At 71.2% G+C, this 17086-nt stretch carries 13 protein-coding genes; 5 read left to right on the plus strand and 8 right to left on the minus strand.

The genetic code is table 11. From position 1 onward, the window contains the following. Nucleotides 1-17 precede the first annotated feature (17 nt). From ASG73_RS13120 to ASG73_RS13140, 5 genes are all read right to left on the minus strand, one after another. Entirely contained in the window at nt 18-848 is an 831-nt protein-coding gene (locus ASG73_RS13120) for a shikimate dehydrogenase (RefSeq protein ID WP_055995906.1), read from the minus strand. Beyond that, nucleotides 842-1993, minus strand: a complete 1152-nt coding sequence (gene mltG, locus ASG73_RS13125) for an endolytic transglycosylase MltG (RefSeq protein WP_055995909.1) — start codon at nt 1991-1993, stop codon at nt 842-844. The genes ASG73_RS13120 and mltG overlap by 7 nt, the downstream gene beginning before the upstream one ends. Next, nucleotides 1990-2523, minus strand: coding sequence for a Holliday junction resolvase RuvX (gene ruvX, locus ASG73_RS13130; protein ID WP_055995912.1), 534 nt, complete (start codon nt 2521-2523; stop codon nt 1990-1992). Before ruvX ends, mltG begins: the two co-directional genes overlap by 4 nt. Then, entirely contained in the window at nt 2516-5197 is a 2682-nt protein-coding gene (gene alaS, locus ASG73_RS13135; RefSeq protein WP_055995915.1) for an alanine--tRNA ligase, read from the minus strand. The genes ruvX and alaS overlap by 8 nt, the downstream gene beginning before the upstream one ends. A gap of 287 nt (nt 5198-5484) precedes the next feature. Beyond that, nucleotides 5485-6903 carry a replication-associated recombination protein A gene (locus ASG73_RS13140; RefSeq protein ID WP_055995917.1) on the minus strand — a complete coding sequence of 473 codons (1419 nt, stop codon included), beginning with the start codon at nt 6901-6903 and terminating at the stop codon, nt 5485-5487. Nucleotides 6904-6921: 18 nt separating this feature from the next. Between ASG73_RS13140 and ASG73_RS13145 the strand changes: the two genes are divergently transcribed. From ASG73_RS13145 to ASG73_RS13160, 4 genes are read left to right on the plus strand one after another with little or no spacing between them, the layout of a single operon-like run. Continuing rightward, nucleotides 6922-9135, plus strand: coding sequence for an MMPL family transporter (locus ASG73_RS13145; RefSeq protein WP_055995920.1), 2214 nt, complete (start codon nt 6922-6924; stop codon nt 9133-9135). Beyond that, entirely contained in the window at nt 9132-9890 is a 759-nt protein-coding gene (locus ASG73_RS13150) for a GNAT family N-acetyltransferase (protein ID WP_055995923.1), read from the plus strand. Before ASG73_RS13145 ends, ASG73_RS13150 begins: the two co-directional genes overlap by 4 nt. Next, nucleotides 9890-11596, plus strand: a complete 1707-nt coding sequence (locus ASG73_RS13155) for an FUSC family protein (protein WP_055995925.1) — start codon at nt 9890-9892, stop codon at nt 11594-11596. The genes ASG73_RS13150 and ASG73_RS13155 overlap by 1 nt, the downstream gene beginning before the upstream one ends. Before the next feature lie 4 nt (nt 11597-11600). Beyond that, the gene (locus ASG73_RS13160) at nt 11601-12068 is read left to right on the plus strand and encodes an NUDIX domain-containing protein (protein WP_055995927.1); all 468 of its coding nucleotides are present in this window, start codon (nt 11601-11603) and stop codon (nt 12066-12068) included. Between the two features lie 93 nt (nt 12069-12161). Here ASG73_RS13160 and ASG73_RS13165 read toward each other — a convergent pair whose 3' ends face one another. From ASG73_RS13165 to ASG73_RS13175, 3 genes are all read right to left on the minus strand, one after another. Next, complete coding sequence (locus ASG73_RS13165; RefSeq protein WP_055995930.1) at nt 12162-12797, minus strand: HAD family hydrolase; 636 nt, start codon at nt 12795-12797, stop codon at nt 12162-12164. Between the two features lie 4 nt (nt 12798-12801). Beyond that, on the minus strand, nt 12802-14619 hold the full coding sequence (gene aspS / locus ASG73_RS13170) for an aspartate--tRNA ligase (RefSeq protein ID WP_055995933.1): 1818 nt from the start codon (nt 14617-14619) through the stop codon (nt 12802-12804). 203 nt (nt 14620-14822) lie between these two features. Further along, entirely contained in the window at nt 14823-15470 is a 648-nt protein-coding gene (locus tag ASG73_RS13175) for an NUDIX domain-containing protein (protein WP_055995936.1), read from the minus strand. A gap of 84 nt (nt 15471-15554) precedes the next feature. Here ASG73_RS13175 and ASG73_RS13180 point away from each other — a divergent pair, with 84 nt between their 5' ends. After that, the gene (locus tag ASG73_RS13180; protein ID WP_156466284.1) at nt 15555-17072 is read left to right on the plus strand and encodes a hypothetical protein; all 1518 of its coding nucleotides are present in this window, start codon (nt 15555-15557) and stop codon (nt 17070-17072) included. The last annotated feature ends 14 nt before the right edge of the window (nt 17073-17086 follow it).

A 17086-nucleotide genomic window follows, 5' to 3' on the forward strand; every position in this document is an offset into this window, starting at 1 on the left:
TCGATCGCGGGGCGCCGTCAGGCGTCCGGGGTGTGGCCCAGCGCCGCTCGTCCTGCCGACTGCATCGCCTCGACCGGCGCGGGTGTCCCGGTGAACAGCTCGAACTGCCGCGCGGCTTGATGGACGAGCATCTCGAGCCCGGAGACGATCGTCGCACCGTGCTCGCGTGCGGCCCTCGCCAGCGGCGTCGGCCAGTCCGCGTAGACGACGTCGAGGAGGGTCACCCCGTCGAGGACTCCGGTCAGGTGCCCGGCGGCCGCTGCGTTGGCCGGTCCTCCCGGCACGGTGGAGACGATCGCCGCGTCGCCGGTGAGTGACCACTCGTCCAGGGGCACGATGAGCACGTCGACATCAGCGACGTCGCGCAGCTCCTCGGCTCGCTGCGGCGTGCGAGCAGCGACCGTGATGCGGGTGGCCCCGAGCCCCACGAGGCCGAGGAGGGCGGAGCGTGCCGTCGCGCCGGACCCGACGATCGTCGCCGAGGTGATGCCCGTGGCGCCCGCGTCCGCCAGCGCGCGGGTCACCCCGTGCACGTCGGTGTTGTCCCCGCGCCAGCCGGCATCGGTGCGCACGAGCGTGTTGATCGCTCCCGCACGGTGCGCGAGCTCGCTCACCTCGTCAGCCACCTCGAAGGCCGAGACCTTGAGCGGCATCGTCAGGCTGAGCCCGCGCCACGAGCCGTCCAGCCCGGCGACGAAGGGGGCCAACCCCCCTTCGTCCACGTCATGAGGGGTGTAGTCCCAGCCCGAGAGGCCAGCTGCCACATATCCCGCCCGGTGCAAGGTCGGCGACAGGGAGTGCCGGATCGGGCTCCCGAGGACCCCCGCGTGGTGGGTCGGGCTCAGCACCGGTCCTGGTTGTCCGCGCACCACTGGTCGAACTCCTTGGCGTTGTTGTCGTGCTCGCGCTGGGTGGTGGCGAACTTCGTCTCGCCCGTGTCCGGGTCGACCGTGACGAAGAAGAGCCAGTCACCGGGCTCCGGGTTGCCCGCCGCCTCGATGGCTGCGCCGCCCGGGTTGTTGATCGGGCCCGGCGGCAGACCCTTGTGCATGTAGGTGTTGTACGGGCTCGGACTGGCGCGCATCTCGTCCGTCGTACCGGCCTTGCCGCGCCCCTGGAAGATGTAGTGGACCGTGCTGTCCATGTTGAGCATGCCGACGGTCGGCCCGTCGACGTCCTTGAGGCGGTTCTCGATGACGCGGGCCACCTTGCTGCGGTCTGCGGCTCCGGACTCGCCCTCGACGATGGAGGCCACGATGAGCGTGCGCTCCCAGTCGTCCTTGGCGACGCCGGCCTTGGTGAGGTGGTCGGTCGTCAGCGTGATCATCGTGTTCAGCTGCGCGACGGCGCTGGTGCCCTTCTCGAACTCGTAGGTCGACGGAAAGAGCCATCCCTCGACATCGCCGCCGGCCTGCTCGGGCAGCTTGAGCTTGGCGGACTTCTCCGCCTTCTCGTACGCGGAGACGGGGGTGCCGGTGCCCTTGGCGAGCTTCGCGTAGATCTCGGAGCGCCACAGGCCCTCGGGGATCGTGATGCCCTTGGCCACGCGGTTGGCCGGGTCGAGGAGGCGGTCGAAGGCGTCGGCGGCCGGCATCTCCTTGAGCATCGCGTACGTGCCGGGCTGGATCGAGGCGGCCTTGTCCGGCTGCGCCGTCGCGACCTGGGTGAAACCGCTCGTGGACTTCACGACCCCGGCCTCGACCAATGTCTCGCCGATCTCGGAGCCGGCCATCCCGGACGAGATGTCCACCTCGACCGACCCGTGCCCCGGTCCTGCGTAGTCCTTGGCCTCGGAGCTGCCCGGGATGAGCGAGCGCAACGAGCCGAAGGCGAAGAAGATCGCCACCAGGACGACGGCCGCGGCCAGGATCATCGCCAGGCAACCGGCTCCACCACGACGCGAAGAACGCGCCTGCGTCGATCGCTGCTGACGTCGGGTGCCGGCCACCTCGGCCGGCCCCTCGTCGAAGATGTCCTCGTGCAGCTCGCTCATGCGTCCTTGCCCTTCAGCGGTGTGCGTCGGCGCGGCCGACCGACCCGTTCCCCGGGGGGTCTACCGGTTGCGCGTTCCGTGTCCAGCGCAGTCTGCAGGATGAGGACGGCGGCCACCTGGTCAACGACATCGCGATGACGGCGCCCGTCCAGTCCGCTCTCTCGCAGGCCACGATGAGCATCCACCGTGGTGAGCCTTTCGTCCACCAGGCGGATCGGCGTGTTGCCGATCGGTGCTTCAGCGAGCACCGCTCGCAGGCGTCTGGCCCAGGACCTGGCCTTGTCGGCCGCCGGTCCCTCGCTCCCGTCGAGGGAGCGAGGCAGGCCGACGACGAACTCCATGGCGTCCATGTCCGTGGCGATCTGCACCACCCGGTCGACATCGCTGTCGTGCTCGAGATCACGCGGCACGGTCTCGACAGGTGTCGCGAGGAGGCCCGAGGGGTCGCTCGAGGCGACCCCGACCCGGGCCTCCCCCACGTCGATGCCGATCCGCACGCCGCGGCGCGCGGTACCGGCTGCGTCAGGCACCGAGCTCCCGCTCGACGGCCGACAGGGCGTCCTCGACCTTGGAGGCGTCCTGGCCGCCGCCCTGAGCCAGGTCGTCCTTGCCGCCCCCACCGCCACCGAGGACCTGGGCCGCGACCCGCACGAGGGCGCCGGCCCTGACCCCCTTCGTCCTGGCGGCTTCGTTGGTGGCGATCACGATCACCGGCTTGCCGGGACCATCGCCGGTGAGGGCCACCACAGTGGGGCGCTCCTCGCCCAGACGGGCTCGTGCGTCGGTGACCATCTGACGCAGGTCCTCGGGTGCGCCGCCGGCGATGTGTCGGCCGATGAAGGTCACACCAGCGACCTCACGGGCTGTGTCGGTGAGCGATCCGGCAGACGCCGCGACCTGCTCCCGGCGCACCTTGTCCAGCTCCTTCTCCACCTCGCGCAGGCGCGCGACGAGCTCGCCCACCCGCTCGGGCAGGTCGGCCGCCGGGGCCTTGACGATGGCGGACAGCTCGGCGACCAGCGCGCGCTCGGTCGCCAGGTGGGACAGCGCGTTCATCCCGACGAAGGCCTCGAGCCGGCGCACGCCGGAGCCGACCGAGGACTCGCCCGTGAGGGTGAGTGCCCCGATCTGGCTGGAGTGGCGCACGTGGGTACCGCCGCACAGCTCGCGCGACCACTCGCCGCCGATCTCGACGACTCGGACCTGCTCGCCGTAGGTCTCGCCGAAGAGCGCGAGGGCGCCACGGTCGCGGGCCTCGGGCAGGGTCATCCAGTCCGCGGCGACCGGCAGGTCATCACGGACAGCGAGGTTGGCGACGTGCTCGATCTCGGCACGCGTGTCGGCGGACAGGCCCTGGTTCCACGCGAAGTCGAGTCGCAGGTAGCCGGGCTTGTTGTACGAGCCCGACTGCAGCGCGGACGGACCGAGCACCTGGCGCAGGGCCGCATGGACCACGTGGGTGCCGGAGTGCGCCTGGCAGGCGTCGATACGCCACTGCGGGTCGACCTCGGCAGAGGCCTCGGCGCCGACCCGGACCGGACCGTCGAGCACCTCGACGGAGTGGACCACCAGGCCCTTGACGGGACGCTGGACATCGCGCACGAGCAGGCGTGCTCCGTCGACGACGATGGTGCCGCCGTCGGCGACCTGACCGCCCGACTCGGCGTAGAAGCTCGTCCGGTCGAGGACGACCTCACCGGTCTGCCCGGGCTCGAGCTCCTCCACGCGTGCGCCGTCGCGGACCAGACCGACGATCGAGCCGGTCGTCGTGAGCTCCTCGTAGGCGCGCCAGTCGGTGGCCCCGAGCGAGCGCAGGTCCTTCCACACCTCGGTGTTGGCGTGGCCGCCCTTCTTGGCCTTGGCATCGGCCTTGGCCCGCTGACGCTGCTCGTCCATGAGCCGCACGAAGCCGTCGCGGTCGACCTTGAGCCCGTGCTCGGCCGCCATCTCGAGGGTGAGGTCGATCGGGAACCCGTAGGTGTCGTGCAGGGCGAAGGCCTGCGCGCCCGCGAGGGTGTCGCCGCCGCCCTGCTTGGTCTTGGTCACCGCCGTGTCGAGGATGGTGGTGCCCGATGCGAGCGTGCGACGGAAGGCCTGCTCCTCCGCGTAGGCGATCTGCGCGATCCGGTCGAAACCGGTGCGCAGCTCGGGGTAGGAGGCGCTCATCCGCTCCATCGACACGGGCATGAGGTGCGGCAGGGCCGGCTCGTCGTACCCGAGCAGCCGCATCGCGCGCACCGCACGGCGCAGCATCCGTCGCAGGACGTAGCCACGCCCCTCGTTGCCCGGGGTGACGCCGTCACCGATGAGCATCAGGGAGGAGCGGATGTGGTCCGCGACGACCCGCAGGTGGACGTCGTCGGGGTGGGAGTCGCCCGCCGTCTGGCCCGACCGCGTGCCGTAGTCGCGGCCGGTCATCTCCGCGGCCTTCTCCAGCACGGGGTAGACCTCGTCGATCTCGTACATGTTGTCGACGCCCTGCAGGATGCTGGCCATGCGCTCCAGGCCCATGCCGGTGTCCACGCTCTGCGCCGGCAGGGGCCCGGCGATGTCGAAGTCGGTCTTGGACCGGACCGCGGACAGGTCGAACTGCATGAAGACGAGGTTCCAGATCTCCATGAAGCGGTCCTCGTCGACCGCCGGGCCACCGTCGACGCCGTACTCCTCGCCGCGGTCGTAGAAGATCTCGCTGCAGGGGCCACCGGGTCCGGGGACGCCCATGTGCCAGTAGTTGTCGGCCTTGTCGCGGCGCACGATCCGCTCGGCCGGGATCGAGGTGATCTCCAGCCACAGCTGCTCGGCCTCGTCGTCGTCCTCGTAGACCGTGGCCCAGAGGCGCTCGGGGTCCAGGCCGTAGCCCCCTTCGGGCTGTGAGGTCGTGAGCAGCTGCCAGGCGAAGGTGATCGCCTCGCGCTTGAAGTAGTCCCCGAAGGAGAAGTTGCCGTTCATCTGGAAGAAGGTGCCGTGCCGCGAGGTCTTGCCGACCTCGTCGATGTCACCGGTGCGCACGCACTTCTGCACGCTCGTGGCGCGGTCGTAGGGTGCGGTCTCCTGCCCGGAGAAGTAGGGCTTGAAAGGCACCATGCCGGCGTTGACGAACAGGAGGGTGGGGTCCTCGTGGATCAGCGGGGCCGAGGGGACGACGGTGTGTCCCTTGGCCTCGAAGAAGGTGAGCCAGCGGCGCCGGATCTCGGCAGTTTCCATGGGTGTCTCGTGTCCAATCGGTGCGTGTGCACGGGCAGGTGCGGGGATGACTCGGGCAGGAGCGAAGGGGGCGACCGGCGCGTCAGGCGCGAGCCGACCCCGAGATAGCTCGCCGCGCGGTGATCCGGCGCGGTCGTCCGAGAAGCACAGTCATGCCCCCCACCCTACCCACCGGGTTGGAGGTGACCTCGAGGATCGGGGACGAGCCCGGTCCCGCCGGTGGAATGCCGGTGTCCTGAGGACCTGCGTCTTCGATGCGGGCCGAGGTCTCGCCATCGGCCCGACGATCAGCCCTTGCCGCGCAGCCGCCCGCGCAGCCAGGTCCACCGCTCCTGCAGGCGGGCCTCGAAGCCACGATCGGTCGGTCGGTAGTAGGACCGGTCCGCCAGCTCGGCGTGCAGATCATCAGGCAGGTACTGCTGCGCGGCGACGGCGTCAGGCTGGTCGTGGGCATAGACATAGCCCTCGACCTTGGCTCCCCCGCTCGCACCGGCGGCTCGCTCGGATGCCTGTGTGTAGCCGCTGCCGCGCAGGTGCGGCGGCACCGCCTGCACCTTGCCGGCACGCACATCGGCGATCGCCTCGTTGATCCCCGTGTAGGCGGCATTGGACTTGGGCGCCAGCGTGTTGTGCACCACGGCCTGCGCGAGGATGATCCGCGCCTCGGGCATACCGATCTGGGCGACGGCATGCATGGCGGCGACCGCGGTCTGCAGGGCCGTCGGGTCCCCCAACCCGACATCCTCCGACGCGGAGATGACGATGCGGCGGGCGATGAAGCGGGGGTCCTCCCCCGCCTCGAGCTGTCGCGCCAGGTAGTGCAGCGCGGCATCGACGTCGGATCCACGCATCGACTTGATGAAGGCGGAGGCCACGTCGTAGTGCTGGTCGCCGGTGCGGTCGTAGCGCACCGCCGCCCGCGCGACCGTCAGCTCGACGTGGGCCAGGGTGAGCGGCACCCCGGCCTCTGGGACCTCACGACCGAAGGGGTGGTCCTCCTCCGCGACTCCCGCGGCGGCCTCGAGCGAGGTCAGGGCCCGTCGCGCGTCACCCCCGGCGATGTCGACGAGGTGCTCGCGCGCCTCGGGCGCCAGGTCATAGCCGCCGGCGAGCCCGCGATCGTCGGTCAGCGCCGCGTCGATGACCTCGCCCACCTCCTCCCGGGTGAGTGACTCGAGAGTGACCAGGATCGAGCGCGACAGCAGCGGCGAGATGACCGAGAAGGACGGGTTCTCGGTGGTCGCGGCGACGAGCACGACCTCACGATTTTCGACCCCGGGCAGCAGGGCATCCTGCTGCGCCTTGCTGAAGCGGTGGATCTCGTCGAGGAAGAGCACCGTCTGACGGCCGTACATCGAGCGGCTCGTCGCGGCTCGCTCCAGGACGGCCCGCACGTCCTTGACGCCCGCGGTCACCGCCGAGAGCTGCACGAACTCACGCTCGGCGGCGGTCGCCACGAGGTGCGCGAGGGTCGTCTTGCCGGTGCCCGGCGGCCCCCAGAGGATCGCTGACATGGGACCGGCGACCGCGTTGGCGCTGCCCTCCACGAGCCTGCGAAGCGGCGAGCCGGTCCGCAGCACTTCGCGCTGTCCACGGACCTCGTCGAGTGTGCGCGGTCGCATCCGCACCGCGAGGGGCGCGTTGAGGTCTGCCCCGGCGTGGGCTGCGTCACCGGCGGCAGAGGCGAAGAGGTCGTCCGATTCCACAAGTGGCACGCTATCCCGGTGAGCAGACACCGCGCCCCGAGGTTGCCGCTGCTGCACCGTCTCGGCTCTCTGATGGGTCGCCGTCCTCGCACCGTCGTGGCCACCTGGCTCGCTCTCGTCGTGGCCTTCTTCGCCCTCGCCCTCGGCGGGGTCACCGGCAGCGGTCTCTTCGACCAGCTGAGCAGCGGTGACATGACCACCCCGGGCGAGGCCCAGGACGCTCGACAGCTCCTGATCGACGCGGGTGGCGGCGACCTCGACTCGGACACCCTCATGGTCTCGGGGTCCCCGGCGACCGACCCCTTCGTCCGTCAGGGCGTCGCCGAGGCCGTCAAGCGCATCCACGAGATGCCCGCCGTCGAGAGCGTCGCCAACCCCCTCGTCCTGGAGGGCGGGGTCAAGGACCCGAAGGGGGCCCCGCTCGTCCTCGACCAGGGCACGGACCGCTATGGCTTCCTCACCGTCGTCGAGTTCAAGCACGGCCTGAGCGACGCCCAGCTGGAGGACGTCCGCCGTGACGTCGGCATCCAGTTCGACCAGATCGTCACCTCCTCCCGCGCCACCGACAGCCAGCGCGGGAGCCTGAAGATGCTCATCGACGAGGTCGTCGGTCAGGTGGCCAGCGACATGAAGGTGGGCGAGGGCCTGGCCCTGCCGATCTCCTTCATCGTCATGGTGCTCGTCTTCGGGGGATTCCTCGCGGCGGGCATCCCGATCGCGGGAGCCGTCGCAGCGATCGGCGGCGCGCTCGCCTCGTTGTGGGGCTTCTCCCACGTCATCGACCTCGACGCCACGGTCGTCAACATCGTCAGCGTGCTCGGCCTCGGGTTGTGCATCGACTACGGGCTGCTCGTCGTCTCCCGGTTCCGGGAGGAGATGCGCGACATCCTCGACGGCGCACCCCTGGGCGAGGACTCCCGGGCCCTGGTCATCGAGGCCACTGGTCGCACCGTGGACCGGGCCGGTCGCACCGTCGTCTTCTCCGCGGTGACGGTGGCCATCGCCCTGTCCGGTCTGCTCTTCTTCCCCTCCGTCTTCATGCGGGCCGCGGGCGCCGCCGGGGTATCCGTCGTCGTCCTGTGCCTCGTGGTGGCCACGACGCTCATCCCCGCCCTGTGCGCCCTGTCCGCACGGCGACTGCTGCGCGGCCGCACCGAGCGCACCCCCGACACCGGTGTCTTCGCGGCGTTGGCCGCCACGGTGCAGCGGGCGCCCTGGGCGGTCATGGCCCTGGTCCTCACCGCGCTCGTGGTGATGGCGCTCCCGGCGACCCGGATGCAGGTCACCTCCTCGGGCGTCGAGCTGCTGCCCACCGACAGCGTGCAACGACAGTTCTTCGAGGACCTCGGCACGGACTACCCCCTGCTCTCCGCGCCCGACGTGCGGGTCGTGACGAGCGCCGGCCCGGCCGAGGTCCGCGACTGGGCGAAGGGAGCCACGCGCCTGCCCGGCGTCGAGTCGGCCGAGGTCACGACGGTCGGCCCCCTCGAGGGCAGGACGGTCCGCAGCGTCGACCTGCGCACGTCCGACGGACCGCTCGGGCGCCAGACCAAGGACCTCGTCTCGCAGCTACGGACCGACCGTCCCCCCTTCGACGCCAAGATCGGTGGCCAGGCCGCGGACCTCGAGGACTTCACCCAGTCCATCGCCGACAACGCGGCCCTGGCGGTCGGCACCGTCATCCTCGCCACCTTCGTGCTCCTCTTCCTCATGACGGGCTCGGTCATCGTGCCGATCAAGGCCCTGCTGATGAATGTCGTCTCCCTCGGGGCCTCGCTCGGAGTCCTCGTCTGGGTCTTCCAGGACGGGCACCTCCAGGGGCTGCTCGGCTACTCCTCCGTCGGCGCCGTCGAGGTCTCGATCCCGGTTCTCGTGGTCGCCTTCGGCTTCGGCCTGTCGATGGACTACGAGGTCTTCCTGCTCTCGCGGATCGTCGAGCTGCACGAGCGCGGCCACACCACCAACGACGCCGTCCGGCTCGGTCTGCAGCGCTCCGGCAAGATCATCACCAGCGCGGCCCTGCTGATGATCATCGTCTTCATGGGCTTCGTCCTGGCCAGGGTCCTCGCGGTCAAGGAGACCGGGGTCGCCCTCGTGCTCGCCATCGCGATCGACGCGACGCTCGTGCGGATGCTGCTCGTCCCGGCGACGATGTCGGTCCTCGGCGAGTGGAACTGGTGGGCGCCGAGGTGGATGAAGCGCCTGCACGCGCGCTTCGGGATCACCGAATGAGCATCGAGCAGATCCCGATGGGCGCGCTGCTGGGCTGGAGCGGCGATGACCCGGTCGTGCGGGCCGAGGCCTCCCCCACGACGCCGCTGCCTGCGCTCGGCCTGCGCCGCGGCCCGGACGTGGCCTTCGTCTTCCTCCGACCAACTCACGTGCACGGCATCTCGCTCATGCTGCGAGGCGACGACGCGCTCCTCCACGAGCTGGTGACGGCTCCCCCCTTCGCCACGTGGTTGACGCAGGCACGGACGAAGGGGGCGGACGGCGTCACCCTCCCCCGCACCGCCGAGGGCCTGCGCTGGCTGCTCCCCGAGGTTCGCGGTCGTTGGGAGTTCCTGTCGACCACGCATGCTCCCGACGTCGTCGCCCCGGTCGGCACGGTCGAGCTCGACGCGGGCCGAGGCGAGGAGATCCAGGCGCTGCTCGACCAGAACAACCCCGACACCGATGGGCAGCCCTTCGCCCGACCGGGACAGCGGTGGGTGGGAGTGCGTGACGGGTCAGGGACGCTCCTCGGGGTGGGCTGCTGCGAGCTCGAGACCTCCGGTGCTCCCGTGCTCGCCGGCATCACGGTGGTCGCTGCGGCGCGTGGGCTGGGGCTCGGACGCGGGATCACCGCCGAGCTGACACGCCGAGCCGTCGCGGACCACGGGTGGTGCACACTCGGCATGTACTCCCACAACGACCGGGCCCGCGGGATCTACCGGTCACTGGGATACGTCGTCCAGGCAGAGTGGAGCAGCGGGAGGTTGGGTTGATGGCTGGTCTCGTCGACTACCTCCGCCCGCTCGCGCGCTGGAATCCCGGACCCATGCGGCGCTGGATCGCCCTGCGTGCTGCCGCGGCCGTCGCGCTACCGCTCGTCGGCTTCACGCTGGCCGGCCACGGGCAGCAGGGTTTCCTCGCCGGCATGGGCGTCTTCGCCGTGCTCTACGGGGCCGCGGCCCCCGTCCGACGACGGTTCGTCGTCACCCCGCTCGCGGGTGTCGGGCTGCTCGCCTCGATGACTCTGGGCATCCTCCTCGCCGGTCACCCCTTCCTCGCGGTCCTCGGCATGGCTGCGGCCGCGACCATCGCGGCCGTGCTCTCCTATGCGCTGCAGGTCGGACCTCCCGGAGCCTTCTTCTTCGCCCTCGTCACGGGCATCGCCAACATCGCGGCCAGCCACGGGGCCGATCCGCTGACGATCCTCGGCTTCGCCGCCGTCGGTGTCCTCTCGGCCGTCGTCGTCGGTACCTCCGACGTCTGGTTCGGTGGGCACGGCATCGAGGACGCGGCCGTCGGCCACGCCGAAGAAGCCGTGGAACGCTACCTGTCCGAGAGCGACCGGGACATGGTGCCCGCCCTGCGACGAGCCGCCGCGCAGGCGCTCAACACGGCCTGGACCGCAGTGACCGACGGCGGCTCCGACCGCTTCGACGGTCGTCTCCAGCGGGTCCACAGCCGCTACGCCGGCGCCGTCTCGCGCTCGATCGGCGGCCCGGACGAGGAGGTCACCGCAGAGCTCGCCCTGCACGAGGCCGCGCGGGTCCGCCAGGTCTCCCTCGGCCGTCCCCGCCCCGGGTGGTCGCTGCGACAGGCCCTGAGATGGCCCAGCGAAGACCTGCTCGTCGGCATCCGGGTCGCGGCCGCCGCGATCATCGCCGGGTCGGTGGCCCTGCTCCTCGACAACGCCCATGCCTACTGGGCCGCTGCCTTCGCAGTGCTCATCGTCCACGTCGGCGGCACGCGCAGCTCTCAGCTGCACCGGGCCTTCCAGCGGACCGTCGGCACCGCCCTCGGGCTGATCGCCTTCGCGCTGCTGCTGCGTCTGGACCTCTCGCACTGGTGGACCGTCGCGGTCGTCATCGCCCTGCAGTTCGTCGTCGAGATGCTCATCACCCGCAACTACGCGCTCGCCGTCGTCTTCCTCACCCCCCTGGCACTCGTCATCTCCGAGGCGGTCACGGGCATGGACACGACGATGATCCTGCTGGACCGGGGCATCGACACCGTCATCGGTGTCGGCGCGGCAGTGCTCGTCCTCGTCGCCTCCAGCCACCTGGGCCGGCCCGAGCTGCTCCTGCGGGCCCACGCGCGCCGGGTGGTCCTTGCCCTCGACGACGTTCTGGCCGACCTCGCCGAGCGGCGCACCCGGACCGACGAAGGGATGGCGGCTCACCTGGAGCACTGCCGGCAGCTGTACGTCGAGCTCCTTGCCTCCGACCAGGTGGCCCGTCGGGCCCTCGCCGATGCACCGGAGGCCGTGGGCCCATACCGACGCATGGAGGAGCTGCTCGCCGCGGTCGGCTATCTCGTGCTCGGTGCGACGTGGAACCCCAGGGTGCGCGGGCAGAGCGAGCTCATGGCGCAGGCACGCGAGGCACTCGGGGCACTGGCCGACCACCCGGTCACCCGGCGTCGCGCCGCCGAGGACATCATCGACGACCTGCGACGGGTCCGCGCGATCCTCACCGAAGCCTGAAGCCGTGGCGCGCACGAGTGCTGGTCTCCTCCCCTTCGTCGTGCTCGACGGGAGCACGCAGGTCTTCCTCGGCCACATGGGTGGGCCCCTGTGGACCCGCCGCCCACGCGGCTGGACGGTGATCAAGGGTGAGGTCGAGCCCGAGGAGGAGCTCCTCGCGGCTGCCGAGCGGGAGTTCACCGAGGAGACGGGCGCGGCGGCACCGCCCGGTCCCCGGATCCCGCTGGGAGAGATCCGGCAGTCCGGCGGCAAGGTCGTGCACGCCTGGGCGGTACGGGTGAGCGACCCTGACAGCGTCCGTCTCGTGCGCACCGGCAGCTTCGAGATGGAGTGGCCACCCCGGTCCGGGCGCCGGCAGTCCTTCCCCGAGCTGGACCTGGCGCAGTGGTACGACCTCGACGCGGCCCGTGACCTCGTGGTGGCCGCCCAGACGACCTTCCTCGACCGGGTCGCAGAGGCGCTCGCCCTCTGACCCCGACCACCCTGCATTCCCCTATGGCAATGCAGGGTCCTGGTGCATTGCCCTAGGGCAATGCAGGTTCTCCCCGGCGGCGGCCGACGGCCATCAGGTGCCGCGAAGGGAGGCGAGCCGCGGCACGAGCGGGGTCAGGACCTCGACCAGGCCCGAGGCGCCGGCCTGCGGGTCGTGGTGCACCGCCCGGATGCCCACGGACCGTGCGGCGGCGACATTGCTCGCCAGGTCGTCGACGAACCCGATGCGCTCGGCAGGGAGATCGAGGTCGTCGAGGATGTGCTCGAAGAAGGCCGGGTCGGGCTTCATCGCCCCCATCTCGCTGGAGTAGTAGGAACCGTCGACGAGGTCGTCGTAGCCACGCACCCCACGCATGTGCTGCACCCGGTGGTCCTGCTGGTTGGTCGCCAGCATGCAGCGAACCCCGAGCTCGCGCACCGCCGTGAGCACGGCCACCGCCTCCGGGTCGAGGTCGAACTGCTCCCAGACGTCGAGCAGGTCCTCGACGGTCACGGGCACGTGGCCACCGTGCTCCCCCTCCACGTGCAGCAGCTCCTCGAGCACCGTGCGCAGTGGCCGCTCACCACGCAGGGCGGGCAGCTCGGCCTCGAAGACGCGCCGCGCAAAACCCGGCCGGACCGCACCGTCGAGACGGGCACGCCAGTCGAATCGTCCGTGCTGCAGGACACCGTCGCAGTCCCACAGCAGCACCTCGACCGGCGTGCTCATCGGCTCAAGCTCCTGTCTGCTCCGCGCCGGCGGCGTCGTCCTCGTCCTTGCGCGGCTTCGAGTCGATACCGGCCTCCTTGCGCTGCTCCGGGGTGATCGGGGCGGGCGCGTCGGTCAGCGGGTCGTACCCGCCGCCGGACTTGGGGAAGGCGATGACATCGCGGATCGAGTCGGCACCCAGGAGCAGCATGCAGATCCGGTCCCAGCCGAAGGCGATGCCTCCGTGCGGCGGGGCACCGAACTTGAAGGCCTCGAGGAGGAAGCCGAACTTCTCCTGGGCGGACGCCTCGTCGAGCCCCATGACCGCGAAGACGCGCTCCTGCACGTCCTTGCGGTGGATACGGATCGACCCGCCGCCGATCTCGTTGCCATTGCAGACGAGGTCGTAGGCGTAGGCCAGGGCAGGCCCCGGGTCGGTGTCGAAGGTGTCGATGAACTCCGGCTTGGGGCTGGTGAAGGCGTGGTGGACCGCGGTCCACGCACCGCCACCGACCGCGACGTCGCCCGCGGCGACGGCATCACCGGTCGGCTCGAAGAGCGGGGCGTCGACGACCCACAGGAAGGACCAGGCGCTCTCGTCGATGAGGTCGCACTTCTTGGCGATCTCCTGACGGGCGGCGCCCAGGAGCGCACGCGCGGCCTTGGGCTTGTCGGCGGCGAAGAAGATGCAGTCGCCCGGTGCGGCGTCGACGTGCGCGGCGAGTCCGGCCTTCTCCTCGTCGGAGATGTTCTTGGCGACGGGGCCGCCGAGCTCGCCGTCCTCGCCGACCGTGACATAGGCCAGGCCCTTGGCCCCACGCTGCTTGGCCCACTCCTGCCAGGCGTCGAACTGGCGGCGCGGCTGACTGGCGCCACCCGGCATGACGACGGCACCGACGTAGTCGTTCTTGAAGACGCGGAAGGGGGTGTCGGCGAAGTAGTCGGTGCAGTCGACCAGCTCCACGCCGAAGCGCAGGTCGGGCTTGTCGGAGCCGAAGCGCTCCATCGCGTCCGCGTAGGTCATCCGCGGGAAGGGCGCATCCAGCTCGACCCCGATGGTGCCCCAGACGGCCTTGGCGATCGCCTCGCCGAGCTCGATGACGTCGTCCTGCTCGACGAAGGACATCTCGATGTCGAGCTGGGTGAACTCCGGCTGCCGGTCGGCACGGAAGTCCTCGTCGCGGTAGCAGCGAGCGATCTGGTAGTAGCGCTCCATGCCGGCGACCATGAGCAGCTGCTTGAAGAGCTGCGGGCTCTGCGGCAGTGCGTACCACTCGCCGGGGGCCAGGCGCGCGGGCACGAGGAAGTCACGCGCCCCCTCGGGGGTGGAACGGGTGAGGGTGGGCGTCTCGATCTCGACGAAGTCGCGGTCCGCGAGCACGGTACGGGCGGCGGCGTTGACCTTGCTGCGCAGCCGCAGGCCGGCGCCGGCGCTGGTGGCGCCCGGGCGACGCAGGTCGAGGTAGCGGTGCTTCAGGCGTGCCTCCTCGCCGACGCTGACGCGCTCGTCGATCTGGAAGGGCAGCGGGTCGGCCGTGCTGAGCACCTCGATGGCGGACGCGACGACGTCGATCTCACCGGTCGGCAGCTCGGGGTTGATGTCCTTGGGGTTGCGCGGTGTGACCTCACCGATGACCTTGACGACGTACTCGTTGCGCAGGTCGTGCGCCGCACCGGTCAGGACCTCGTCGCGCGCGACGACCTGGGCCACGCCCGAGGCATCTCGCAGGTCGAGGAAGGCCACGCCGCCGTGATCACGTCGGCGTCCCACCCAGCCGGTGAGGGTGACGGTCTGGCCGGAATGCTCGGCACGCAGGGTGCCGGCTTCGTGGGTGCGGAGCACGGGGTGATCTTCCTTGTCCTTCGACAGCGCCCGGCGGGTCGCGCGGGCGCCCCCATCCTACGAAGACCCGGCGGTCTCCCGCGAACGGGTTGTGGCGGGCGGATGGCTCTCGTCGCGCGGGCGCACCGTTCGTCTGCATTCCCATAGGGCAATGCACGGCAGCAGGGCGAGGTCGCTGGCGCCGCCGGCCCTCTGCGCCGGGGTCAGCCCGTGGACCGACGTCCCGGGTGCGCCGGCCACGGACTGTCCGCCGGACGAAGGGAGGACCACTCACCATCGCGTGCCGATCGGGCCGCAAGGGCAGCGATGATCAAGGTGGAGTTGTGCAGGTCCCCGGACAGGGCCGCCTCGGCGATCTCGTCGAGGGGGACCGTCCGGTGCACGATGAGGGCCTCCTCGCCGTCACGCTCGTGCCGCTGCGACTCCGCGACCGGGTGCAGGCCACGGGCCACGTAGACCCGGATGGCTTCGTCCAGGCCACCCGGCGAGGTGAAGTAGTCGACGAGCACCGCCCAGTGGTCCGCGGTGACGTCGGCCTCCTCGAGGAGCTCGCGCTGCGCGGCCACGAGCGGGTCCTCCCCCGCGATGTCGAGCAGGCCTGCCGGGATCTCCCACTCGTGTGCCGCGACGGGGTGCCGGTACTGGCGGATGAGCAGCGCGTCGCCGTGCTCGTCGAGCGCCAGCACGGCCACGGCGCCGGGGTGGTCGACGACCTCACGGACCAGGGTCTGGCCCTCGAGGTCGAAGGTGTCGCGTCGCACGTCCCAGACGGCGCCGTCGAAGACCACCTCGCTCGAGGTCACCGACGGGGTCACGAGCTCGTCGCGCAGCGCACGGGGTGCCGAAGTCATCCTCAGATCGTACGGGCGGACACGCCGAAGGCCATGGGTCGGGCCTGCCGAGCGGGCACCGGAGGGAGATCTATGGTCGGGAGCATGGCTGGATCAGGGGAGTCCGGGGTTGCAGGGGTCACGGGAGGCACACCCGGTCGCCGCGCCGTCCTCGTCGGCGGCGTTGCCGTCCTCGGCGTGGCTGCGGGAGCGCGGTGGCTGGCCGGAGAGGCCGGTGTCCGTGGCTCCGACGGCGTCAAGGTTTCCGCTCCGACCGGACCCGTCATCGCGGGGGGTGACCCGTCGGCCAGCGCGCTCGCCGCCTCGAAGGCGCTCTTCGTCTCGGCCCATGCCGCCGTGGTCGTGGCGCCGGGCACCGCGGGCGAGGACCTCGAGTCAGCGACCCTCCTCGCGACGCAGGCGGGCGTGCCCTGCCTCGTCGACGGCGACGGCCTGGCCGAGGAGCTCGACCGGCTCGGGTGCGAGCGGCTGATCCGCAGAGGGCCCGTCGGGGACGCTCCGCAGTGGAGCGACGCGGTCACCGACCGCGACGAGGTCGAGACGCTCCCGGCGCTCACCCGCACGCCGCATCCCGTGGTCGTGGTCACCCCGGACCCCGACGCACACGCTGCGGCGATCGCGACGGTGCACTCCGCGCTGGGTTCGAGCGAGGCGGTCCACGTGCTGCGCTCCGCCGACCCGCGGGCCGACCACGTCGTCGCAACCCTCCGCGCGGACCCGCCGCGTCCTCTGGTGATCGTCGGCGACTCCCCGGGCCTGCCGACCACTGCTCTGGCGGGTGCTGCCCGGATGGCGACGACAGCGCCCGAGCTGCCGGGCGGCGGTGTCCTGCCCTTCCCCGGTCGGCGGATGATCGCCCTGTACGGGTTCCCCGGCGTCCCCGGCCTCGGCCTGCTCGGCGAGCAGGACGTCGACGCCGCCATCGAGCGCGCCCAGGACCTCGCGAAGGAGTACGCGGAGCTCGTCGAGGAGCGCGTCGTGCCCGCCTTCGAGATCATCGTGACGGTTGCCGACTCCAGCGCGGGCGCCGACGGTGACTACTCCCGAGAGTCCGACCCGGAGGTCCTACGACCCTGGGTCGACGCGGCCGGCAAGGCCGGCGTCTACGTCGTCCTCGACCTCCAGCCCGGGCGAGCCGACTTCCTCTCCCAGGCCAAGCGTTACACGAGCCTGCTCACCGAGCCGCACGTCGGCCTCGCGCTCGACCCCGAGTGGCGCATCGGTCCGCACGAGAGGCCGCTGCAGCGGATCGGGCATGTCGAGGCCGACGAGGTCAACGAGGTCGCGGCCTGGCTGGCCGAGCTCACCCGCGACCACGACCTGCCGCAGAAGGTCTTCACCCTCCACCAGTTCCAGCTGCAGATGCTGCGCGACCGTGACCGGATCCGCACCGACCTGCCGGAGCTGGCCGTGGTCGTGCACGTCGACGGCCACGGCACCCCCGGGCTGAAGCAGGAGACCTGGGCAGCGATCCGCGAGGACCTGCCCGACGGCATGCGGCTCGGTTGGAAGAACTTCATCGACGAGGACACCCCCACCCTCACGCCCGAGGCGACGGTGCGGGATGTCTCGCCGGTGCCCTGGTTCGTGTCCTACCAGTGAGCCCCGTCGACACC

It is taken from the genome of Janibacter sp. Soil728 (genome assembly GCF_001428305.1).
Taxonomy (GTDB): Bacteria; Actinomycetota; Actinomycetes; order Actinomycetales; family Dermatophilaceae; genus Janibacter.